The sequence below is a fragment of the Anaeromonas gelatinilytica genome, from assembly GCF_016820635.1.
Classification (GTDB): domain Bacteria; phylum Bacillota; class Clostridia; order Tissierellales; family SIT17; genus Anaeromonas; species Anaeromonas gelatinilytica.
In genome coordinates this window covers 1-23,913 of record NZ_WSFU01000039.1, presented here as the reverse complement: position 1 = coordinate 23,913, position 23,913 = coordinate 1, and the positions used below count along the sequence as shown (strand labels likewise).

Genomic DNA, 23,913 nt, shown 5'->3' with positions numbered 1-23,913 from the left:
CATAGGAGAATTCCTATGGTTAAATTTTATTTTATTAGTTGAATAGGCAATCTAATATATCATCTTTATCTATTTTTCATTAGTTTTTCTATTTCTTTTAATTCGTTATTGTTTAATTTGTATTCATTTGAAAGAGAGATCATTCGTATTTAATATAAATCATTTATCCTATTCTTTTGTTTTTAATAATGAATCTAAATTTATTTAAATTAGTATAAAATTGGACTTTACAGATAATTATATATATAATATAATATCAATAATAAAATAGGAATACAATATATTTATAGACTATGATAGGAAGAGTAGATATAGGCAGACATTTTAGCGAGTTGATTGTGGTGAGAGTTCAACATGTATCCTATATTGAAAAACATCCTTGAGTTTCTAACCGAAATCTTATGGACAGTAGGCTTAGACGGAATCAATCCGTTACTTTAATAAGTTGGCCAATGGGCAACTAGGGTGGTACCGCGGAATCTTTTCGTCCCTTATAGGGAAGAGAGGATTTTTCTATTTGTAGAAAAACTTAGAGGAGGATGAATATGAAAACTACATTAATAAGAGAAATATATAAAAACAAAGAAGACTTTAGTGATAAGGAAATAAAAGTATCAGGATGGATTAGAACTTCTAGAGGTTCTAAAAATTTTGGTTTTATAGAGATAAATGATGGTACTTTTTTTAAAGGAATACAAATAGTTATTGGAAATGATTTAAATAACTTTAAAGAGATTACAAAATTAGCTATAAGTAGTGCTATAATAGTGACAGGGAAGTTAGTATTGACTCCTGATGCTAAACAGCCATTTGAAATACAGGCAAGTAAAGTAGAAGTTGAAGGTGAATCTTCTAGTGAATATCCATTGCAAAAAAAGAGACATAGTTTTGAATATTTGAGAACTATTGCTCATTTAAGACCAAGAAGTAATACCTTTTCAGCTGTATTTAGAGTTAGATCATTAGTAGCTTATGCTATACATAAATTTTTTCAAGAGAGAAATTTTGTATACACTCAAACACCTATTATCACTACTAGTGATGCTGAGGGAGCAGGAGAAATGTTTAGAGTAACATCTTTAGATCTTAGGAACATTAAATTAGGTGAAGAAGGAAATGTTGATTATAGTTTAGATTTTTTTGGAAAAGAAACAGGGCTAACTGTAAGTGGTCAATTAGCGGCAGAAACTTACGCTCAAGCATTTAGAAATGTTTATACTTTTGGACCTACTTTTAGAGCAGAAAATTCAAATACTCCAAGACATGCAGCAGAATTTTGGATGGTAGAACCTGAAATTGCTTTTGCTGATCTTCAAGATGATATGGAATTAGCAGAAGATATGATGAAATATATTATTAAATATGTTATGGAAAATGCAAAAGAGGAATTAGAATTTTTTAATAAATTCATTGATAAAGCTCTTATTGAAAGATTAAAAAATGTAGTAAATTCTAATTTTGAGAAAATAACGTATACTAAGGCAATAGAAATATTGAAAAAATATAAATATAGTTTTGAATTTCCTGTGGAATGGGGTACTGATCTTCAAACAGAACATGAAAGATATTTAACAGAAAAAATCTTTAATAAGCCTGTTTTTGTAACTGATTATCCGAAGGATATAAAAGCATTTTATATGAGATTAAATGATGACAATAAAACAGTAGCAGCCATGGATTTATTAGTTCCTGGAGTTGGAGAAATAATTGGAGGTAGTCAAAGGGAAGAACGCTTAGATAAACTAGAAGAGAAAATTAGAGAGTTTGGTCTTAATGAAGATGATTATTGGTGGTATATGGATTTAAGAAAATATGGTACTACTAAACATGCAGGATTTGGTCTTGGGTTTGAAAGAATAATAATGTATTTGACAGGTATGTCTAATATTAGAGATGTAATTTCTTTTCCAAGAACATCAAAATCAGCAGAATTTTAAGATCCATTAGTATTTATTAAAAAATATTAGTCTATTATATATAGAATATATTAATTATCATTGTTATGATGAAAGGTAGTGATAACATGATACAAGATTGGAAACAGTTTCTTATACCCTATAATCAATCTGTAGAGGAACTTAAAATAAAATTTAAGAGTATAAGAAATGAATATCGGAAAATGGATAAATATTCACCTATAGAGTTTGTTACAGGAAGAGTAAAGAAGATATCCAGTATATTAGATAAGGCGAAAAAGTTAGATATTCCAATGGATAAAATATCTGAACAAATGGAAGATATAGCAGGTATTAGGATTATGTGTCAATTAGTTGAGGATATTGATAAGGTTGTAAATTTAATAAGAGATAGAGATGGTAAAGATTTTAAGATAGCTTATGAGAAGGATTATATAACAAATGAAAAAAAGAGTGGTTATAGGAGTTATCATATAATTATAAAGTATCCTGTTTATACTGCCTTTGGAGAAAAAGATATATTAGCTGAAATTCAAATAAGGACATTAGCTATGAATTTTTGGGCAACTATTGAACATTCTTTAAATTACAAATTTGAGGCTAATATGCCTGAGCATATTAAAATTAAACTTAAGAATGCTGCTGAGGCAGCATCAAAATTAGATCAAGAAATGTCAGAAATTAGAGAAGAAATAATTGAATCTCAAGAGATATTTCAAGTTAAAAGCAGTTTAATTGCAGATATATTATCTGAACTTCAAGCTTTATATTTTACTGCTAAAATAAATGAAATTGATGAATATAGAGAAGAATTTTTTCATGTGCAAGAGCGGGGAGATTTTAATGAATTAAGAAATTTTAAAAGGAGATTGGATAAATTAGCCAAAAAATATAATATTGATACAACGATATAGGTACTTGCAAAGTAAGTACCTATATTTCTTTTAGAAGATAATTTTTTATTTTAATAGCAAAGTTTTTAGCTTTATCTTCAATATAAGGAACATCTAAAATAGCATCTTTATCATTAGCTGTGGCCATGATACTGAATTTTGGAGGCAGTCTAAAAGTTTTATTTATATTTAAAGCACTTATTAATTGTTTTGATAAAGCATCTCCTCCAGAGTTACCGGAAACAATAACACTAAATATTGATTTATTATAAAATTTCGTTTTTCTAAATAGAGCTGTAAGTCTATTAATGACAGCTTTTAAATTTGCGGATATAGCATCATTATAATTAGGACAAATCCAAAGTATACTATCTGAATTTAATATAGCTGGATAAACTTCTTCTACCATAATACCACCATAAAAACAACTTGTTTGTTGACCATAGTGTTTACACGTTTTATAAGAGCAGCCTATACAATCTCTAATGGTACCATTTTCAATATGTATTTCTTTTATGTCAATATCCTTTAGATGTTTTTTTATCATTCTCCAAAGTCTTAATGTATTTGATGTAGAATAATTGCTAGAGTGAAGAACTAATAACTTAGGATTATTGAATTTTTTCTGTTCATAATTTATTAAATTTTCTCCTAGAATTTCACAGGATTTAAAACAAGCTTTTTCTAATGATATATTCATAGTTTTAGATAGAGTACTCATGTTTGCTAAGGTAGAAGTGGCTTCAACTAAAGGTCTTCCTGGGAACTCACAGCCTAATCTATTACTATCAAAAATTATATCTTGAGCAATCGTTTTAGTATAGAGTTCATTATAGGAATTATTTACTAAGACAGAGCCTATTGAGTCTTTTAAAGAATCATTACCTAATTGAAATAGTTTGCTAAATAATTTATCGATTCCAATATTTTTACCGGCATTATCTAATTCCACAGCGAATAATATTTTTTTGTTTTTTAAATTTAGTAAATTATCTTCATTTGTAATAAGAACGTACTCTTGATTTTTGATAGTATTTTTAACCATTTTTCTTAAAAAAATTGATGGGTTTTCTGGCATAATTAAATGTATTTTTTTCATATTATTTCTCCTAAATTTTCATATGATTTTTTAATTCTTTCAAATAGTTTATTATTCATTTCAATAGATTCAATTTCAATACTATTATTAATTAGTCTATTTTTACATCCCATGAAGACACCTCCTATAAATGTAGAACTATAATGCCATTTTTCGTCTATAGTATCTATAATAGATAGAGCACCAGAGGAGAGAGCCGGAGCAATATAAGGTTTATAACCTAGTTTTCTCATTTCTAGATTAGCATTTTTTGCTTTGGCTGTTAGTTTCATAGATAGATTTTCATTATAATTTTTTATACTATCAGCTATAATGAGTCCTTCACCATGAGGACCATATGCTCTTCCTTCTGTAAGAAAGTGATTTAATTCTGGATTTTTTTTAGCATAGTAGACTGCTCGAGCATTCATTACGCCTAGTCCATAACCTCTGATTTGTTCGGGAGATAAACCATTAAAGTCATAGTCTCCATTTTTATTTTTATTGCTTTCTAAAAATGCTACTTTAGATAATAAATCTACTGGGTCAGATACTACTGCAAATATTCCTTTGAAATTTTCTTTTCTAGCTTGGATAGCATATTCTTTTATAATATCAGAATTGCTTTCAAATTGAGCCATTCTTACATCTTTTATATTACTACCTACTTTTGGAACTGATTTAGAAGCACAAAATACAAACATATCACAATCAAATATTTTATCCCTACTTATTATTTCCACTTCAGGAGTATTATAATTAAATGCAGAATATACTTGATTCATCTCCATTTCCCATCTTTTTTGCTTTTCTAGAGTTCTATCATATATACCTATTCTTGAGATTTTATTTCCACCTAAAAGTTTTAATCCAGTAAGTAAAGTTGTACCTACATTTCCTAGTGCCAAGACATTTATATTCCAACTTTTTCTTGATTTCTGATATAAAATATCTTTCCAATTTGGATAATTTAGATTTATAGCAATAATTTTTTTAGAATTTATTTTTTCTTCAATCCATTCATATATATCTATATTATCTTTATTATTATTTAAAATATTTATATCTTCTTTTTTTAATGATAGTAGCGAAGGAGAAGAAACAATATAACTTCTCCTGCTTTTTAATGGGTCATTTTTAAACAAATAATAAATTTTATCAGAATTAATCAAATTTTCTTTTTTAGCCTTTTTAAAATTGTATTCTTGATATGAAAAGCCATAAATATTTTTATCTATTTGATATAAATTCATAATACACCTCTTATCTTTTTATGATGTCTTCAATACGTTTAAGTTGTTCTAAATCATTTTTTAAATATCCTGATGCCTTTAGATTTATATCATATTTAATATTTTTTCCTGGGTCAGGATATCTAGGATAAATGAATACTTCACTTAAATGTTTAAGTGTTAAATTTCTCGAATGTATTTTTTGATATTCTACTTCAAGCGTGGAAAGGATATCAATAGAATTATATATTGATGTTTTTGATAATTCATATAGAGTTCTATTACTTGTACCTTTTATAAAAATTGGTGATGTATAAGGTAAAGTAAAATTAATAGAGGGTAAAAGATTGCGCTCAGGAGTATAACCTCTCCATACAGTATCTCCACCTATAAAAGGATAGAGAGCACTTTCATTAAACCAAACTTTTAAGTTTGGTATGAAATAAGCAGAATCTACTTGGCGATTTTGAATATCCATTAATTCTTTACCCCTACTAGAAAGAATACCTACTATAATTTTACTTACATCTATATTTTCTTTATTTAACAAAGGATCGATAGCTTTTATTCTATAGCCCTTGTTTAATAGATCATCTACTAAAATTATAGGTCTATCAAAAGAGTTAATCATTTTTATTTGATTTTCTAAACTCATATAATAAGGGAAAGGTTCAATATTAAATTTTTCAATGTCTGGTGTATACATTTTTTCAGTATGCATTGATTTTGTTACCGTATTAGGAACAATATGTCCATTTAGTATACTTCCAAAGGGAACACACATTTTTTTTCCATAAGTTTTTGGAATAATCTTTTTGGTAGGTATATTATTAGTTTCACAAATTTTTTTAATCATTTTTTTATATAACATATCTCGGTCAAAAGAAAGTATTAATTGACTTGGATATAATTCAGTTAGTGATCTTTGTAGTCTTTTACGGGATCTTCTTATAGCTTTTTGTATATTTTTATTACTTTTAAACGGTTCTTTTATAATTGATTCTAGGTCTAAATTTAAAGTGCAAGGATTAGTCATATTTACTACATATATTGTTTTATCTTCATCTCCAAAGGAAAGTTTAACAAATCCTTGTAGGCCTAATATCTCATGTATAGATTTTGTTGGATAAGAAGGTATAATATTTCTAAAAATACAATAAGTATAATCTTTTGCTAAGCATAAAGATAATGTTTCGGTTAAGATTATTTGTTCTGTATTTTTAAAGTTAGTATTATTATCTATGAATATACCATCAATACAAACTATTCGTCCTACTGAGTTTTCTCTTATATATTCTGAAATATTATTATCATTAAATTGATTAAATAAATTACTAGATCTTACCCAGTGAAATATGGAGAATCCAATAATCTTATTATTATTTTTCATATCTCTTAAGACAATTATTCTAGGATGTAATTCATGTTTAATTTTTTTTAATGATTCAAAAGCGTTATCATGTTTATTTAAAACTGATGATGAAAGTTTAGCTAATAGTTTATCTGTAATATTATCTATTATATCTATATCAATGGATTGAGTTTGAATTAGTGTTTTATATTGGGGTTCTCTTCTATATACTCCAGTTTCATATATATATGTTTGAGCTATAGGATCAATTAATTCTGATATATCCCTATTTTCATCAATGTATTCCCTGATTTGAGTAGAACTAATATTTTTATATTTCTGAGGCAGTGAAAGTCTTATAGTATTACCTTTAATCTCATTTATTCTATTTTCTAATTCATTATTATCATTTTTGGAATAAGAGATTCCTTCTCTTTCAAATATTATATGGGAAAAATTATTTATGGATTGATTTAATTTATTTATCTTATAAGAGGATGCATTTAGAATAACATCACTACCAACAACAATATATATTTCTAGGTTATTAAAGCATTTTTTTAGTTTTTTTAAATCTTCTGAGTTAGCTATATTTATTGGTATATCTTCAGGATATAAATATATATTTAATTCATCTGATATACTCATATCTATTATTTTTCTTCTGATTTTATGGGGCTGAGTACGTTTTGACCAAGAAAATTCATCTACTTGTAAATAAACTTCAAAACCCAAGTTACTAATTTTTTTAGCTATTTCTTTATGACTTAGAGAGAATGGATCAAATGTACCAGGAAAAAAAGCAATCTTTTCTTTTGGCTGAATTTGAATTTTTCCATTTGAAAAAGTATAGTCAGATATAAATCTATATATATTATTCAAAGATGCAGCATTATTTAAAAACCATAATTCATTCTCATCTTTTGATGGCAAAAGTGTTAATATTTTTTTGCTGATTAATTTAAAAATATTATGTTTTTCTTTCATTGTTATTATTTCTGATCCAAATATTTCAGAACCTATTATTCTGAAACTTTCTTGTTTAACTTGCATATCATAACTTGCTAATCCATTTAATAATACACCTAATAATTTTAAGAATCTACTTTTATAAATTGTTTTTTCTTCTGAAAAAATATTATTATAATTTGAATAATTTTGTATAGTTACTCCTACAGTTTTTAATATTAAAAACTGTATTTGTGTATTAGAAGATTTAATTTTTTCAATGAAATCTTCTATTAATTCATCTAGTTCTGTAGGCTGTAAATACAATATTAATTGACCTAAATAATCAGGAATATATTTTGTAAAATGATATCCTTGAATTTCTAAGGCTCTTAATAATTCTATAGTTACATCATTTCTCTGATCTAATGATAAAAAAGGAAATATTTTTAGTAATGCTTCTCCTGCGTGGTTCCTTACATTTTCAACAGCACTTACTTTTATTAAATTAGTAAAATGCATAGCTGTATGAATGATATTTTTATCAGTATTTTGAATTACATTTTCTAGCAATAATTCTATATGAATTTTTTTAGTGATCCAATCCGTAGCAGTTTTTAAATTTTTAAGAAATATTTCAGAGTTTTTAGCAAAATCATCTTCATAATATTTTTTGTAATGCTCTATTATATTTAGTTCTAAGTTTAATTTTCTAGCCATTTTAAATTTCAAAAAATTTTCTGCAGGGATTTCAGAGGCTATTACATTGTTACTCATCATTTTGATTAGATTCTCTGTAAATTTAGAGTTTTCTCTTATTCTAAATAACAAGTTATAAACTCTTTCTAAAGCAGATAATCTTATTTCAGGATTATTACTATTTAGCATTAATAATATAAAGTCAAACATTTTATTTAATGGTTCTTCATTACCTTTATCAAAGGGAATATATTTAACTGTTTGTAATAAATAAAATTGGACATCTTCGTTTTCATTTAAAGCATGGGAATAATATTTTAATAAAATGTTTCTAAAGTTTTTTCTTTGGATATCACGACAATAGGATAGAATAGATTTCATTAAAATTCTTAAACTATATCCAATCCATCTTTTATGAACATCCAATATTTTATGATCAGGATATAGAATAAGATTGATATAATTATCTAGTAGTTCGTAACTAGTAAGTTCGGAATTTTTTTGTTTTATATCATTGGGAACTTCTTTTCTATATTCTTCATCATACATTGCGATTAATGCACCAATTAATTCGGCACTTTGTTTTCTAATATCTTCTTCTTTATGGATAAGCAGTTCATAAAGGAATTTTAATGTTATAAGTTTTTGTTTTTGAGTTAAGTAAGTTGAGTATTCTTCAAATATATTTAAATAACCTCTTAATTTTTTCCAATCATTTTCACTACGAGCAATTTCTAAAATAGAACTTAATGAAGATTCGCTTTTAAGTTTATTCATTAGGTAAATATTGTGCTCTATTGCTCTATATTTTAAATTGTCAACTATATCTTCTTTGTTCATAAGTGCATAATATCTTTTGTCAACAGGATTAGGTCCTGGAATTGTAGTATCAATACTTATCCCTAAATCAATCATGTAGTTTTCAAAATCTTTTAATTTTCCATAAACTTTTGTATATCGTTTTTCTTTTTTTTCATCTACATCGTCTAATTTACTTAATATAACATCAAAAGAATCTTTTAAGGAGTATATATGCATTCTACTTTTGTTATTATACATCTTATTTTTAACTCTAAAATCAGAGTAAATTAATATCAATGATTCTATTGGAAGATTTTCTAGCTCTAAATCCCAAGTAGAATGATTTGTAGCAATATGTCCTATATATTCAAGATTATTATTTTTAAACCATTGATCAGTATAAAAATAATGTAGATAAGGAACTCTCTTTAATTCTTCACCTTTACATCCATATTTACCAATATCATGTCCAGCAGCAGCTCCAGAAACTCTACCTAAATCTACAGGTAGATTTAATTTGTATAGTTGTTTAGAAATATGCATAGCTAGATAATGAACACCAGTAACATGATTTAATGTAGTATGTCCAGTTATATCTTGATGAAGTTTCATTAACTCATATATATAATTTTTTTTAAAAGTTTTTTTGAATCTTTTGTATTCAGATGTTATATTTAAATTTTTTATTTCTGAATCACTAATAAAATTCATAGGATATCTACTATCAGGTAGACGATTCTTATTATTTATTTCATAATCAGTTAATACTCTAAAAGTAGTAATAAAAATTTCTGAAGGAAGCTTATATTTATCTAATAATTGTATTTTTACGGCTTTAGGAAAAGATTTACTCAATAAATAGTTATAAAAGTAATGTAACCATTCATTTTTTTCTTTATTATCAAATATTTGAATTAAAGGAGATATAAGATCAAAAGTAGCATTGGTACTAAGATCTTCAGAATTAATCATTATTTTTAGTTTCTCTAAAAATATATCCTTTCTTAAATAAATCTTTATATGCTTAGATAAAGATTTATCCTTCATTTCTTTTATATCATTTAGATTTAGTATTTTATTAGATATTTTTGTATAAAGATTCCATAATGCTGAATTGTTCATATAATACCTCCTAATTCTGTGTCTTAATTCATTATATAATACTTAAAATTACTTTTCTATATAGTTACCCTAATAATATAGATAAACACCATTGAATATTCAATGGTGTTTATCTATATTATTTCATTTTTAATGATTGGTATGCAATTGAATTTGCTGCATTCATACCAGTTAATAATGCTCCTTGCATCCAACCATGAGTAGATGATATATGTTCTCCTGCAAAGAATATTGTATTGTTTAACTCAGGTAGAGTTATATTATAGGAATAAATTCTTTTTTGGCTAGGATTCATGTTACATACACCTCCTAGGTAAAATGATTTTCTATTCCAATTAATAGTTTTTATATCAAGAACTAGATTATCTAAATATCCAGGAGGAAATCCATGTACTATTTCTACTTGACGTAGTAATTTGTAGTCTCTTACAGGTTTATTAAGGTTACCTAGCCTAGTACTATCTAAACCTGCATTATAGCTAGCTGTTAATACACCTTTTTCATAAGGAGTACATTCTTTTTTTAATTTCCACTTATTCATAGGTGATCTATAAAGATAGTTATAATTAGGTTTAAAGTTTGTATCCACACATTGGGCATGATCTGATGGATACCATATATGACCAATAGGCAAATCAGTAGAAGAACCTCCGCCTATAATTCCTCCTTCTGGAGTATCAAATTCCCAGAATCTATCTTCAAAAAGTATTATAGATTTTTGTAATGGAGCATAGTTTAATTGACGGATTGCTTGCATTTTTCTATTAGAGAATTTTGGATATATATCAACATTTCTTAGACTTGAGAATGGTATAGCACATATGATTAAGTCAAAAGCATCATTGTAAGATTCATTATTATTAAAATAGTTTATTATTCTTTTGTTACCTTTAGAATATATACAATTAACTAAAGAATTAAATTTCCATTGAATTGTTCCTAAATCTTGTTTAGGTATATCAGAATAATAAAAAGAATTATTAGCAATTGTAGTTTCAAATAAAGCTTCTGGAAGTTTATGTAATCCTCCTATAATTTCATATAGAATAGAGAAGGCTGCAACATATTCTTCGCTTAATGTTTCAATTAGATTATTATAAAACATTCCTCTTTCTAATGGAGTAATGGCTTGAATTAAGTTAATTGCATTTTCAGAAATATTTTCTATTTCATAAGCATCTCTATTACTAAGATTATCTAAATCTAAAATTTCTCTTGTATATTTTGGTAAGCTAGTTATTAATTGAATTCTTTCTTCAGATGGTATACTGAGTAGTTTTTTAGTATATGCTTGATTGAAGAAATAAGAAAAAGGTAGATTTCTTTCACTATATGGGAGATTAAATAATGGATAAAAATATTTTTGGATATTACTCTCTTTGGCTCTAATTCGGACTCCCTGGGCATATAAAAAAGTATTTTTATTTGACTGAATAAAAGGTCTAGTATTAAGGTTAAATTTATCTATATAGTACCATGTAGTTTCATGAGAAATTGGAATTCTCATAGCACCGAGTTCTCCATATAATGATTTATCTTTATCAAAATAATGAGTATAAACTCTACCACCTATTCTATTAGAAGATTCAAAAACTGTTATATCATATCCTAATTTTCTTAATTCTACAGCTGATGCGAGTCCTGATAATCCTCCACCTATTATGCCTACTTTTATATTTTTAAATGATCCTGGTGGAGCAATAGTTGTTATATCAGGAGGAGGGCTAAGATACTTAATAATGTTTTTTAAATCTTCTTCTCTACCATCTTCTTTTAAGACTTCTTCTAATAATAAATAACGTTCTTCTTTTGAAGGATTGTTATTTTGAATCATCAAATATACCTCCTAATAATATTAATAATATATTATATTTTGAATTGAATATTAGTTAGAACTATTTTTTAAATATATAATTAATTTTTAATTGCTAAAGTAATTAATATCAAAAGACATTAAAAATGATTATTCTATAAAAATTTTTGTATCAAGTTTCACTATAAATAAATATACTAATATTAGTTAGATAGGAGGGATTAGAATGCCAATGTCTGCAAGAGAATTATTAGCTCGAATTATAAATTGTGAGGCAGGGGGAGAAGGAGACACTGGAATGAGGGCAGTGGCAACGGTAGTCATGAATAGAGTTCATGTTCCTTATGGAGAATATCAAAGAGTTAATCAAGGTAATTTAAGAAATGTAATATATCAGGAAGGTCAATTTGATTGTGTAAGAAATGTAATTGGTGGAAGAAGAAATCCTCAAACAATATGGGCTGCACCACCAGAACAAATTCATTATGATATTGCTGATTGGGCCCTTGCTGGCAATAAGCAATGGAATATAGTTAAATCCCTATGGTATATGAATCCATTTCAACCTAGTTGTCCATATTATTTTCCAATAAATAGAACAGGAGAGCTAAATACCAGGATAAGAAAACATTGTTTTTTTGATCCTACTGATTTATATAGTGAAACATAAATAATCTTTTATTTATAAATTTAATTATGATTTGATTTTTACTTAGAAGATTTGAGTATTAAAATTGTGAGTTGTTTTATAAAGATAAGGAGGTATAAAATGTATCCAAATAGTAATAATTCAAATATGTCATATGATGATTATTTAATTTCAGATAATTCGAATAATCAGCAGAGAATTGATATGCCAACGCCGGCACCTGAGGTACCTAGACCCGATAGGCCAAGACCAGAAATGCCACCAGTAATAACAGATAGAGAATATTTACAAGGATATCTTAATACATTAATAGGTCAATTTGTAAGAGTTGATTTTCTAATGGGGACTAATACATTTATGGATAGATCAGGGTATTTATTGGATGTAGGTGTAGATTATATAGTACTACAGGAACCAGAAAGTGATGATTATCAAATAGCAGATTTATATTCAATTAAATTTGTAAGAGTTTTAAGATAGGAAGGTGATTTTCACCTTCCTTTTTATTTAGAATAAAATTTTATTTATTTTAAATCAATTTTACTTCTTTTTTTTATGTTGTTTTGGGTATTATATATATATAGAATAAAGAGGATGATAGCATGAAAAATTTTGAAAAATATTATGGTAAGGCTTTTAAATCTATATTATGGATTTTAAATCCTTTTAAGAAAAAAATAATAAAAACAGAATGTCAAGTTCATAGATTTATAAATTATCAAGCTTTAAAGCTTTTAGCTAATAATGATTATATGAAAGAATTTGAATTATATAATCATTATTTAGAAGAGATGAATAGAGGAGTTGTATGGGCAGATCAAGATTTTAAAAGTATAAATCATTTTTATAGTTTAGTAAAGCGTAGAGGAATGTTTGGCCATTTAAATGCTAGAATTTTAACACGTAGATATTATAAGAAAGCTTTGTTTTATTGGGAAAAAGGATATAAGAGTAGGAGTATGTTTTTTCTAGGAGCAACTGTTCATATAATTCAAGATATGACTATACCTCAACACGTAAATATTAGATTATTAGATAGCCATAGACAATATGAAAATTTTGTGAAACTTACTTATGATATAGTGAAGGAGTTTAGGACAAATGAAAAACCAATTAAATTTAAAAAATTAGATAGTTATGTTAAATTTAATGGCAAAATTGCTTTAAAGACATATGCAAAATATAAAAACATCAATAATTCTAGAGAAAAATATTATAAAATTACTAAATGTGCTTTGCCTTTAGCACAAAGAACTACAGCTGGATGCATGTTAATGTTTTTAAGAGATTTAAAAACTCCATAATGGAGTTTTGGTTTTATAAGAATTTGTTTCTAACATTACTCCAAAAATTATGTTTTCCTAAATTAAGAAGTTGTAATTTCATATCTGAAATCTTAAGATTAATTTCAACAATATTTTCATATTTATGTTGTTTACCATCTACTACAATTAGAATTGAATTTTCATCTCTATATTCAGGAGATAGGTTTACAATCATATTTATAGGAATAATTGCACTAGTAGTTAATGAGCGATAAACCTTTGAATTAATAGGAGCTAATGGAGTTAATTGTAATACACCTAGGGTAGGGTATACAATACTACCACCAGCTGAAAAGTTATATGCACTACTTCCCATAGGTGTTGATATAATAACTCCATCACCACTAAACCTTTCTAAGTATGTATCATTGATTGATATATTTAAATGAATAGTTTTTGATTGAATTCCTTTTACAACTATTTCATTTACTCCGATAAGTTCAATACAACTTGTTCTTGTACAAACTAAAGCTTCTACTAAGTATAATGAATCTATAGTAAAATCTTGTTTATCTAAAGCATTTATAAATTCTTCTAAGTTATTTGGAGAGATTTCTTGAAAGAAACCTAAATGACCAGTATTAACTCCTACAAAAGGGATTTCAGGAAATCCATAGTCATGTACAGCTCTTAAAAAAGCTCCATCACCACCTACACAAATATTTATCATAGCATCATAATCATATTTTTTGGGTATAATATATCCTTTTTCTGTTAGTTTTTCTTTTAATAATGATGCAGTATTAAATGATTCATTGTCATTATTATAAATAATATTAATTTTTTTGTTTTTGTATGTGAATATTTCCATTTATTAACCTCCTGAATAGAACTATTAAAATTATACTTATAGGGCTATTATATTATATAATAATAGTATATACAAAAATAAGAAGGAATGATATTATGAGTATACCCAAAGAAAGTGATAGTATTATAAATTTATTAGTAAAAAAGAAAACAATAAAAGTAAAAGATTTTTTAAAAGAAGAGGTGGAGATATCATCTAGATTATTTAAAAAGCTAATTAAACAAAATTGTATTTATATAAATGGTAATTTATTAGGAGACAGGTATTATGTTAATAAAGGGGATATAGTTACTTTAAATCTTGAAGAAGAAGATTCTTCATATAAAGCTGAAAAAATGAAATTGGATATTATATATGAAGATTTGGACTTATTAATTATAAATAAACCTCCAAATATATTGGTTCATCCTACTGTAAATCATCCCAATGGTACATTAGTTAATGGCATACAATATTATTTTGATTTAAAAGGTATTAAAAAAAAGGTTAGATTAGTTAATAGATTAGATAGAGATACGTCTGGTATTTTAGTAATTGCTAAAAATCCATATGCTCATCAACAAATGGCTAAACAATTTAGAGAAAATATCGAAAAGAAATATATAGCTATTGTAAAAAATAATATAGAAGAAGATGAAAATGTAATAGATTTACCTATAGGAAAAGAGAAAGATGGAATAAAAAATATTGTAACTAATAATGGTAAAGAGTCAGTTACAGAATTTAAAGTATTAGATAGAATAAAAAATCATACAATAGTTGAACTTAAGATTGTTACAGGAAGAACTCATCAAATTAGAGTTCATTTATCATATTTAAATCATCCTATCATTGGAGATAGTTTATATGGAGAAAAAAGTGAATTAATAAATAGGCAAGCTTTACATTCTTATTATTTAAAATTTATTACACCTAGGAAAAATAAAAAAGTAGAACTAAAAATAGATTTACCAGAGGATATGAAAAATTTAATTGATAGATGTAAATAACTTAAAACGAGGGAAAACCTCGTTTTAAGCATTAGCAATGATAACCTTTATTACAATTATTGAATAGTATAACTAATAATAAAAAGAAAAATAATAGGCTACTATCACAAGAGTAATTGAAAAAATGTACTAGAGCATTGGCTGACATGGTAATACCGCCTTAAAATGGTTAATTTAATATGTATTATGTAGATTGCAATATTCTTGTGATCTTATAATTTATGTAATTATTCTTCTTTAGCTTCATCAATATTGTTGTTAGATTTTTTATCATCATCATCACCAAATAGATTGATTAATTCTATCATTTTTAATATTTCATTCATTTTATCCATATTTTCTTCACTTTGACCTAATAATGGTCCCAGGATTTTAATAATATTATTTAAATTATTAGAAGTATTGTCATCATTATTTAAATTAGTTATAGATTTAATTACTCCTTTATACGTGTCAAGATTTGTAGCTATATTAATAAATGGACTTATTTTTTGGTATTCATTTTTAGGTAGTTCTTCTTTTAAGATATAAGATACTCTATCAGTTTTTTCCTTAGGATTTAATTCGTTTGCAACAACAATAGGAGCTACAATACTTGATCTTGAGAAAAATTCCATTACAATAAATGCTTTACTTAATCTATCATATAGAGGTAGATATTTATTTATGATCTTGATTAAGTCAGAGGGAAGATAGGGAGCTACTTTTATAAGTACATCTACTTTATCCAATATTCTTGTTATATTTATATTTTTAAAATCATTTATCTTTAGACTAAAGTTATTATTTTTTGAGAAAACATTTTTAATTATGGGTATTAGTAAAATTAACAATAATGGATTGCTAAATGGAGATCTATCAATTTCTTTTTGATTAGATACTGAGACTTCATTCACGATTTAACCTCCTTATATAAAGTAAGATTTATATATATGCTGTATAATTCTTTGCTCAATATTCTAAATAATAGGGTATTAGAATTATAAGCTATACCATAAAAACTCTGTATAGTATATTATGAATTATAATAGAAAAGCGTTACATTAAATTATTTTAGTAATAATATTTTTTCTCCTTTGTAATAGAACAAGCTTTAAAAACATATTTATTAAATAGATATTATAAAGGAGGAATTAATTTGGATAAAAATAATAATGATGTATCTATTAATAGCAGTAACCATAATGAGGATGAAAAGAAAAAGGATTTGTCTAAATTAGTTGATAAATTTAAGTCAACTGTAAATGCTAGAGAAGAGGATATAGAAAAATTAAGAGATTTGGCAGATAAGTATTCTGGTAAATCTGAAGATGAATTGTATTTAGAGATAATGAATTTAAATAAAAAATTATCTCAAGGAGAAAATAAAGAAGAATTTATGAAGAAACTTAAAAAACTTGATAAATTAAGACCAATGTTAAATGAAAGTCAAAATAAAAAATTGAATAAATTAATGGAAATATTAAAAGCAGATATTGATTAAAGAAGGTGACTATTGCCTTCTTTTTTTTGGTAATTTCATTATATTATAGATTAAAATTAAAAAATATGTTAATATTATTGTATTATGTAAACTAGAAAGGGTAGATTAAATGAATTTCTTGTTTAAAAGACCAATAATTTTTTTATTTATATTTATTGTAATATCTACTGTTTTAGCTTTTTTATATTTAGACAAGGAAGAATTTACAGAAATTTCCTACACTGAATTCACAAAATATGTAGAAGATAATAAAATTTCAAGAGTTATTATTAGTTCAGAATCTAAAATTACAGGCAAATTTAATAATGGAGAGAATTTCATTACGGATAATCCTCGTACAGAAAATTTTAAAGAATCATTGTTGTTAGAGAACATAGAAGTGATTGAAGGAAACAATAATATTACCATTAAAGATATTATTAGTGGTATATTTATATTAGGTTTAGTTGGATTTTTAATATATTATTTTAATAAAAATTCTAAACAAGCTCAAAAAGAAATGCTTAATATGTCTCAGATAGAAAGTAATAATCATAATGAAAATATAAAATTTGATGATGTAGCTGGAAATGAAGAGGCAAAAGAACGATTGATGGAATTAGTAGATTTCTTAAAAAATCCTGAAAAATATGAAAAATATGGTGCTAGGATTCCTAGAGGAGTATTATTGTATGGAGCTCCAGGTACAGGTAAAACTTTATTAGCTAAAGCATTAGCAGGAGAAGCAAATGTAGATTTTAAAGCCATATCAGGTTCTGATTTTGTGCAGGTTTATGCTGGTGTTGGGGCAAGTAGAGTAAGAAATTTATTTAAAAATGCTAGAAAGGAAGGGAAATGTGTAATATTTATAGATGAAATTGATGCATTAGGGAAAAAAAGAAGAGATATTGGGACAAGCAGTGATGAAAGTGATAGAACTTTAAATGCTTTATTAACGGAAATGTCTGGATTTAGTGAAAATCAAGGTATAATAGTAGTTGCTGCTACTAATAGGATAGATACTTTAGATGATGCATTATTAAGACCTGGAAGATTTGATAGACAAATTGAAATTGGACTTCCTGATGTAAATGCTAGGAAAAAAATCTTAGATTATCATAGTAAAAATAAACCTATAGATATTGGAGTAGATTTAGAAAAGTTAGCTTATGAAACTGTATATTTCAGTGGAGCTAAATTAGAAAATTTATTGAATGAATCAGCTATGATAGCAGCAAAAGATAATAATAACACTATAACTTCAGAACATATTGATAAAGCTTTTTATCAAGTAATAGCGGGTGAGGAGAAAAAGGATAGGAGTTTTATATCTCCTTTAGAAAAAAAGATAACTGCATATCATGAATCTGGACATGGATTAGTTACTAAATTAATAGCTCCTGAGAATAAAGTTACAAAGATAACTATAATTCCTAGCACTAAAGGTGCTGGAGGATTTAGTATGAGTATTCCTCCAGATAAAATGTATCATACTAAAGAAGATATTATTAAAAATATTAAAATTGCTTTAGCAGGAAGAATTGCAGAAGAAATTATTTTTGGTAAAGAAAAAATTACTACTGGGGCTTCTAATGATCTTGAAAGAGTTACTAAAATGGTAATATCTATGATTACTAGATTTGGTATGGATGATAAAATAGGATTATTAAATTATGAAACTATACTACCAAATAATCAAGGAATTAACTCTGAAGTTTTAATTAGAGCCAAAGACATTGTATCTGAATTATATGAATCAACAAAAGAATTGCTACAAAGGAATATTGAATTATTAAATAAAATTGCAATATATCTGATTGAAAATGAAAGTATTGATGAAATAGAGTTAAATAATTTTATTGAGGAAAGTTTGAGCTAGTATTTATAAAAAATAATTAAATGAATTATATCTTATTTATAATTTAGAGGGGCGTGAGACGCCTAAAATCCCGCATATCTCTGTGTATCTTCTTATAACAGAGTACCCGAAACCCCTATATATAGGGGTTTTTTTGTATAGGAGCGTGCCCAGCGAAGCTGTAATTTGTTAACTGATGAAAGTTCAGTCTAGGTAATTGCCAAGAAGCCTAGTAGTTATAAGACCAATTTAATTAGAAATGAACTTATATCATTACAGCCAGATAGCCCAATTGCCGAAATCAAAGATATCGCTACCTCAAGCACCTAAAACACTTACTGTTTTTTGGCTTTAAAAATAACAGTCCCACCATTTTGATACAGGACATCAACAGTTTGAAAACCGGCATTCTTCATAAGTTCAATCTGGTGCTCCAGTGTTAGAGGAATATCAATATGTATAAACACATCGTCAGGGATATTATTCTTCTTGCGCCTATATTCATAACCTTCAAGACACAGGGTCTCTTCCTCATTGCAACAGGCTATATAGTCGCATTCTATGTAATATCCTCCATTTTTTATTGTTTGATAAAGCTTGTTATAAATTTTTTGTTTCTTTTGGTATTTAAAATGATGAAGTGTTTCAAAAGACATAGCAGCATCAAACTTGTTTTCTTCAAATGGATATTCAAAATAGTCTGCCTTTATTATGCTAATATCTTTATACCTATATTTTTCACGTAGTTTATTCAGCATAGATTCTGACAAATCAATGCCCGTAACTTTAACTTTTGGAAATCTTTTATACATTGATTCCAGTTCCAAGCCTGTACCACAACCAATATCAAGCAAAGAATTCAAACCATTATCAAAAAAGTCTGCAATATGAGCATATTCTTTTCCCCAATGTGTGAGATGAACATTGTCATATTCATTAATTCTTTTGGTAAAAAAGTCTGTCATTTCTTCGGTGGTGGCGTTCTTGACACTTTCAAGCCATTCTTTCAATTCCTTCATATAAGTTTCGATTTCTTCTTGTGTTTGGATTTTACTTTTAAGCATAGCAAATTTTCATCCTTTCATAAAACTCTGTCAGCAACGAGTCAATATCAGATTCACTTATATTCATATCGTTTGTGGCAAGTTCAATTGCAAGACCACTTGAAAACAGCCACAAATTTATAAATACTTTTTGAGCAGAAGATTTATCAATATTGAAGTCTGACATTATAGATGAGATAGCCTTTTGATTCCATTCAGCACTTGCTATATCATCAATACTAATTCCCTCTAATGTATTTGACAGAAACATAGCCTTATATAGATTTTTTTCGTATAGAGCAAATAGAATATGTGCTTTTGATTTACTGATCATATAGTTGTCTATGTCAATATGTTTTTTTACAAAAGTATCGTATTCATTGTCAATTGCCTGTGTAACGGCGACTTTTAATTCGTCCATCCCTTTAAAGGAAAGATATATAGGTTGAGTAGAGCATTTTAATTTCTGAGCTAAAATTCTCGCATTAATAGTTTTTACCCCACTTTTCCTTACAATATCCAAAGCCGCTTGTAATATGGCTTTTTTTGAAATTTGCTTTTTTGCAGGCATTTAAATACCTCCATCTCGATAAATAACATTTGTTATTGATAACATAAGTTATTATACAAGAATTTGTCTCATTAGTCAATAAACACTTCAGCCCCTTACTTTTTCCTTAAGAGAAGTGAGGGGCATTTTTTATGCCTTCTTCTTGTTGGAAAGGAGATGAAAATGCGATGAAGAAAAGTGAAATCTTTGAAACAGTCATCCGTGAGTTGACGGAAGCGGCAATCAGCAAGCGCAAAGAAAATCTGGATGACAGCGAGCAGCAGCTTTATGCTGAGGTGGTGACTCTCAGTTCTCAGGCTCGTGACATTGTCAGATGGCTGTCGAAAGATCAGTAGAGAATTCTCACCGACTACTTTGAGAAAACAAATCTGATTGCCGATCACGAATGTTAGCATCTCTATGTGCAGGGCGCAAAGGATTGTGTGGAGCTGCTCAGGAAGTTAGGTGCGCTGTAAGGGAACATAGGTAGACGACCTCTGCGAAAGCGGAGGTCGTTCTACATAAGCTTAATTCGAGGTGTTGACAAAATCTCGTACTTTCAAAAGCTCTCCAAGTTAAGACTATATTTTAATAAAAACGAAAAAAACCGAACTTTTGTAGCTAATAGAAATATATAAAATGAGCTTTTGTTAAAACAAACCCTTGTAGATTAACTTTGGAAAAATTTCAGGTAATTTGCCAACAGCTCTAAGTTGGTCCTTTCGCGGTTGCGAAAGGAAGTGAGTACCCTGAATGAACCAGTTCATACCTGGTGGAAAATCCGTTATGCCTTTTACGGCCATTGCAAATGGGCGTTAAAAAATGAAACAGCCTCCATTGACAATTCCATTTAGTTAAGCTATAATAATTATTATTACCTAAACAATGGAGGACGCTATGAAATTAAGAAAAGCTTTAGACTCATTCTATTACAGTACGGCTTTATGTGATTTAAGGCTGATGAACCAGCAATTTTTTAATCAGAATATCACTTACAACAGTTTGCTCTATCTTGAATTGATTTTCTCCATGAACGGCAAATGTACTGCATCCAAAATTGCGGAATTGCTTTATGTTTCAAAACCTGCCGTTACGCTGAAAATCAATGAACTAATTAAACAGGGTCTTGTAACAAAAACACCAGATCCAAACGACCGCAGACAAAATTTCTTGTCTGTCAATGAGAATGCCGTTCCCAAATACAAGGTTTATCGTCAGCAGGATGATTTGGCGATTAAAAAGATAACAGATACTTATTCCGAGCAGGATATTCAAAAATTCTGTGAAATGCTGGGTATTCTTTCTGAGATAAATTTTAAGGAAATCAATTGGAGGTAACATATGCGAAAAACAAACAGTACATTTCTTGAAGGTCCTATCTTACCGTCTTTGCTGCGCTTTGCGCTACCTGTTCTTTTGGCACTGTTTTTGCAAGCTCTCTATGGTGCGGTTGATTTATGGGCAGTCGGTACATTTTGCGATTCTTCTGATGTTTCGGCGGTAGCAACGGGGAGTCAGACTATGCTCATTGTTACAGGTATCATAACCGGGCTTTCCATGGGAATCGCAATTTTGCTTGGGCATAGATTTGGAGAAAAGGATTATAAGCGTGCAGCTAATGTCATTGGTACAAGTATATGGATATTTGCTTTGTTGGGCATGATTCTTACGCTCGTAATGGTGATTGCGGCCCCAGCAATTGCTGTTTTAATGCACGCCCCGGCAGAGGCTTTCGATAAAACAGTCCATTACATTCGGATTTGTGGCGCCGGTACTCTGTTTATTGTAGGTTATAATGTAATGAGCAATATTTTCCGTGGTATGGGGAACTCAAAAGCTCCTCTGCTCTTCGTTACGATAACCTGCATCGTCAATATTATTGGGGATATTGTGCTAATCAGTGTTTTTAATATGGGAACTGCAGGGGCAGCCCTTGCCACAATTGCAGCACAGGCTGTCAGCGTTGTACTTTCTGTTGCACTGGTAAGAAGAAATGGCTTACCTCTTCCCTTTACAAAGGAAAATATGCGTTTTGACAAAGCGACTGCAAAAAATATTGTAAAGCTTAGTTCACCGATTGCGCTGCAAGATATGTGTAATGAAATATCCTATCTGATTTTGATTGGGCTTGTAAATACCTTAGGCGTAATTTCTTCCGCCGGGGTGGGAATAGCCGAAAGGCTCGTCATGTTTATCCTGCTTATACCGATGTCTTACATGTCTTCAATTTCAGCCTTTGTAGCACAGAATATCGGTGCTGGTCAAAAAGAACGGGCAAAGAAATCCATGTGGCTCGGAATGGCAACAGCTGTTGGGTTAGGTGGTATTATGTCATACATGTCATTCTTCCACGGGGATATGCTGTCTTCGATTTTTATAAAAGACTTCGCGGTTATACAGGCTTCTGTTCAGTTTTTGAAAGCAACCGCAATTGAATGTTTTATCTTGTCTATTGCATATTGCTTTACTGGATATTACAATGGGCTTGGAAAAACCTCTTTTGTAATGGCACAGGGACTATGCGCAATCTTTCTTGTGAGAATACCTTATGCTTATTATGCCAGCAGAAAGCCTGCCCCGTCTTTGTTTGAAATAGGAATGTCTGCTACACTGGCGGCTGCATTTACACTTTTGATTTGCATTGTTTACTATATACATCAATGCAAAAGAGAAAAGCAATTTGAGGAGTTAATACAATGAGAATTTGTAAACAATGCCAATGTCAGATGGATGAGGGGTATAAGTTAAAATTGTAATCAGAATTGAGTGTGGAATATCGAAAGCAGATGAAATAAAAGCGGCAAATGCCCTACTTTGTGGCGAAATATCAATGTATCTTGCCAAAGGTGCAAAAAATATATAGAGATGTTTGAGAGGGTGAGAATTTATGAAATGCCATATTGCGACAATGATATGGAACAAGGTTTGTTGCAGGGAATGCGCAGAGTAGCATGGGTAAAAAATCAACATAAAATTTCTTTGCTCCCTAAACAAGGAGAAATTATGATAGAGAACAATACGGTTACGCAGCCTTTCATAATGAAAGTCATCATCCCCATGTGCATCTCATGGTCTACTCTGCCAAGGACAATGACGGATTTCTCACTGAGCCTGCTATTGAAGCCATGCGTTCCGAACTGGCACATGATATCTTCCGTCAGGACTTCGCTCACATTTATGAACATCAGAACGAAGCCCGCAGCAAGCTCAAGCAGGGCGCTGCCGGGGTGATGGACGAGCTGTTTTCACAGGTACAGGATTTGACTTACGTACAGTTAAGATCCATATATTTACATATGATATTCGCACAAAAAAAATCATAGCTAAATTCCCTAAAATAAGTTAAAATATTTTTTGTCCAAAAAATAAACTT

General features: G+C 28.3%; 20 protein-coding genes and 1 other annotated feature. Of the genes, 12 read left to right on the top strand and 8 right to left on the bottom strand.

Annotated elements, in window-relative coordinates:
- Nucleotides 1-284: 284 nt before the first annotated feature.
- Nucleotides 285-495, top strand: a binding site (T-box leader).
- A 50-nt stretch (nt 496-545) separates the two neighbouring features.
- Both asnS and GOQ29_RS03170 read left to right on the top strand, forming a co-directional pair.
- Nucleotides 546-1,937: an asparagine--tRNA ligase gene (gene asnS, locus GOQ29_RS03175; protein WP_203371186.1), complete on the top strand. Its 1,392-nt coding sequence runs from the start codon at nt 546-548 to the stop codon at nt 1,935-1,937.
- A gap of 86 nt (nt 1,938-2,023) precedes the next feature.
- Nucleotides 2,024-2,830: a GTP pyrophosphokinase gene (locus GOQ29_RS03170; protein WP_203371185.1), complete on the top strand. Its 807-nt coding sequence runs from the start codon at nt 2,024-2,026 to the stop codon at nt 2,828-2,830.
- A 19-nt stretch (nt 2,831-2,849) separates the two neighbouring features.
- On the opposite strand, the gene GOQ29_RS03165 is transcribed toward GOQ29_RS03170, so the two are convergent.
- From GOQ29_RS03165 to GOQ29_RS03150, 4 genes are all read right to left on the bottom strand, one after another.
- Entirely contained in the window at nt 2,850-3,908 is a 1,059-nt protein-coding gene (locus tag GOQ29_RS03165) for a flavodoxin family protein (protein ID WP_203371184.1), read from the bottom strand.
- Nucleotides 3,905-5,140: a lactate/malate family dehydrogenase gene (locus GOQ29_RS03160; RefSeq protein ID WP_203371183.1), complete on the bottom strand. Its 1,236-nt coding sequence runs from the start codon at nt 5,138-5,140 to the stop codon at nt 3,905-3,907. The genes GOQ29_RS03165 and GOQ29_RS03160 overlap by 4 nt, the downstream gene beginning before the upstream one ends.
- Before the next feature lie 10 nt (nt 5,141-5,150).
- On the bottom strand, nt 5,151-10,040 hold the full coding sequence (locus GOQ29_RS03155; protein ID WP_203371182.1) for a cytidyltransferase: 4,890 nt from the start codon (nt 10,038-10,040) through the stop codon (nt 5,151-5,153).
- A 118-nt stretch (nt 10,041-10,158) separates the two neighbouring features.
- Nucleotides 10,159-11,874 (bottom strand): flavin monoamine oxidase family protein, encoded by a 1,716-nt coding sequence (locus GOQ29_RS03150; RefSeq protein WP_203371181.1) that lies wholly within the window; start codon nt 11,872-11,874, stop codon nt 10,159-10,161.
- 205 nt (nt 11,875-12,079) lie between these two features.
- Between GOQ29_RS03150 and GOQ29_RS03145 the strand changes: the two genes are divergently transcribed.
- From GOQ29_RS03145 to GOQ29_RS03135, 3 genes are all read left to right on the top strand, one after another.
- A complete protein-coding gene (locus GOQ29_RS03145; protein WP_203371180.1) occupies nt 12,080-12,523 on the top strand; it encodes a cell wall hydrolase in 444 nt (147 codons plus the stop codon).
- 99 nt (nt 12,524-12,622) lie between these two features.
- The gene (locus tag GOQ29_RS03140) at nt 12,623-12,982 is read left to right on the top strand and encodes a hypothetical protein (protein ID WP_203371179.1); all 360 of its coding nucleotides are present in this window, start codon (nt 12,623-12,625) and stop codon (nt 12,980-12,982) included.
- Nucleotides 12,983-13,104: 122 nt separating this feature from the next.
- Nucleotides 13,105-13,806, top strand: a complete 702-nt coding sequence (locus tag GOQ29_RS03135; RefSeq protein WP_203371178.1) for a zinc dependent phospholipase C family protein — start codon at nt 13,105-13,107, stop codon at nt 13,804-13,806.
- Nucleotides 13,807-13,819: 13 nt separating this feature from the next.
- Here the strand turns inward: GOQ29_RS03135 and GOQ29_RS03130 are convergent, their stop codons facing one another.
- Nucleotides 13,820-14,638 carry an NAD(+)/NADH kinase gene (locus GOQ29_RS03130; protein ID WP_203371177.1) on the bottom strand — a complete coding sequence of 273 codons (819 nt, stop codon included), beginning with the start codon at nt 14,636-14,638 and terminating at the stop codon, nt 13,820-13,822.
- Between the two features lie 95 nt (nt 14,639-14,733).
- Between GOQ29_RS03130 and GOQ29_RS03125 the strand changes: the two genes are divergently transcribed.
- The gene (locus tag GOQ29_RS03125) at nt 14,734-15,627 is read left to right on the top strand and encodes an RluA family pseudouridine synthase (protein WP_203371176.1); all 894 of its coding nucleotides are present in this window, start codon (nt 14,734-14,736) and stop codon (nt 15,625-15,627) included.
- Nucleotides 15,628-15,854: 227 nt separating this feature from the next.
- Here GOQ29_RS03125 and GOQ29_RS03120 read toward each other — a convergent pair whose 3' ends face one another.
- The gene (locus tag GOQ29_RS03120; RefSeq protein ID WP_203371175.1) at nt 15,855-16,523 is read right to left on the bottom strand and encodes a hypothetical protein; all 669 of its coding nucleotides are present in this window, start codon (nt 16,521-16,523) and stop codon (nt 15,855-15,857) included.
- 242 nt (nt 16,524-16,765) lie between these two features.
- On the opposite strand from GOQ29_RS03120, the gene GOQ29_RS03115 reads away from it, so the two are divergent.
- On the top strand, nt 16,766-17,110 hold the full coding sequence (locus GOQ29_RS03115) for a hypothetical protein (protein ID WP_203371174.1): 345 nt from the start codon (nt 16,766-16,768) through the stop codon (nt 17,108-17,110).
- A gap of 109 nt (nt 17,111-17,219) precedes the next feature.
- A complete protein-coding gene (locus GOQ29_RS03110; protein WP_203371173.1) occupies nt 17,220-18,968 on the top strand; it encodes an ATP-dependent metallopeptidase FtsH/Yme1/Tma family protein in 1,749 nt (582 codons plus the stop codon).
- A gap of 314 nt (nt 18,969-19,282) precedes the next feature.
- Here the strand turns inward: GOQ29_RS03110 and GOQ29_RS03105 are convergent, their stop codons facing one another.
- Nucleotides 19,283-20,011, bottom strand: coding sequence for a class I SAM-dependent methyltransferase (locus tag GOQ29_RS03105; protein WP_203371172.1), 729 nt, complete (start codon nt 20,009-20,011; stop codon nt 19,283-19,285).
- Nucleotides 20,004-20,561: a TetR/AcrR family transcriptional regulator gene (locus tag GOQ29_RS03100; protein ID WP_203371171.1), complete on the bottom strand. Its 558-nt coding sequence runs from the start codon at nt 20,559-20,561 to the stop codon at nt 20,004-20,006. The genes GOQ29_RS03105 and GOQ29_RS03100 overlap by 8 nt, the downstream gene beginning before the upstream one ends.
- 167 nt (nt 20,562-20,728) lie before the next feature.
- Here GOQ29_RS03100 and GOQ29_RS14555 point away from each other — a divergent pair, with 167 nt between their 5' ends.
- The 4 genes from GOQ29_RS14555 to GOQ29_RS14965 all read left to right on the top strand — a co-directional run bounded on the left by GOQ29_RS14555 (nt 20,729) and on the right by GOQ29_RS14965 (nt 23,771).
- On the top strand, nt 20,729-20,896 hold the full coding sequence (locus GOQ29_RS14555; RefSeq protein WP_252187496.1) for a hypothetical protein: 168 nt from the start codon (nt 20,729-20,731) through the stop codon (nt 20,894-20,896).
- Nucleotides 20,897-21,437: 541 nt separating this feature from the next.
- On the top strand, nt 21,438-21,878 hold the full coding sequence (locus tag GOQ29_RS03090) for a MarR family winged helix-turn-helix transcriptional regulator (protein ID WP_203371170.1): 441 nt from the start codon (nt 21,438-21,440) through the stop codon (nt 21,876-21,878).
- Between the two features lie 3 nt (nt 21,879-21,881).
- Nucleotides 21,882-23,240 carry an MATE family efflux transporter gene (locus tag GOQ29_RS03085; protein ID WP_203371169.1) on the top strand — a complete coding sequence of 453 codons (1,359 nt, stop codon included), beginning with the start codon at nt 21,882-21,884 and terminating at the stop codon, nt 23,238-23,240.
- 165 nt (nt 23,241-23,405) lie between these two features.
- Nucleotides 23,406-23,771 carry a PF20097 family protein gene (locus GOQ29_RS14965; protein WP_350445964.1) on the top strand — a complete coding sequence of 122 codons (366 nt, stop codon included), beginning with the start codon at nt 23,406-23,408 and terminating at the stop codon, nt 23,769-23,771.
- Nucleotides 23,772-23,913 lie beyond the last annotated feature (142 nt).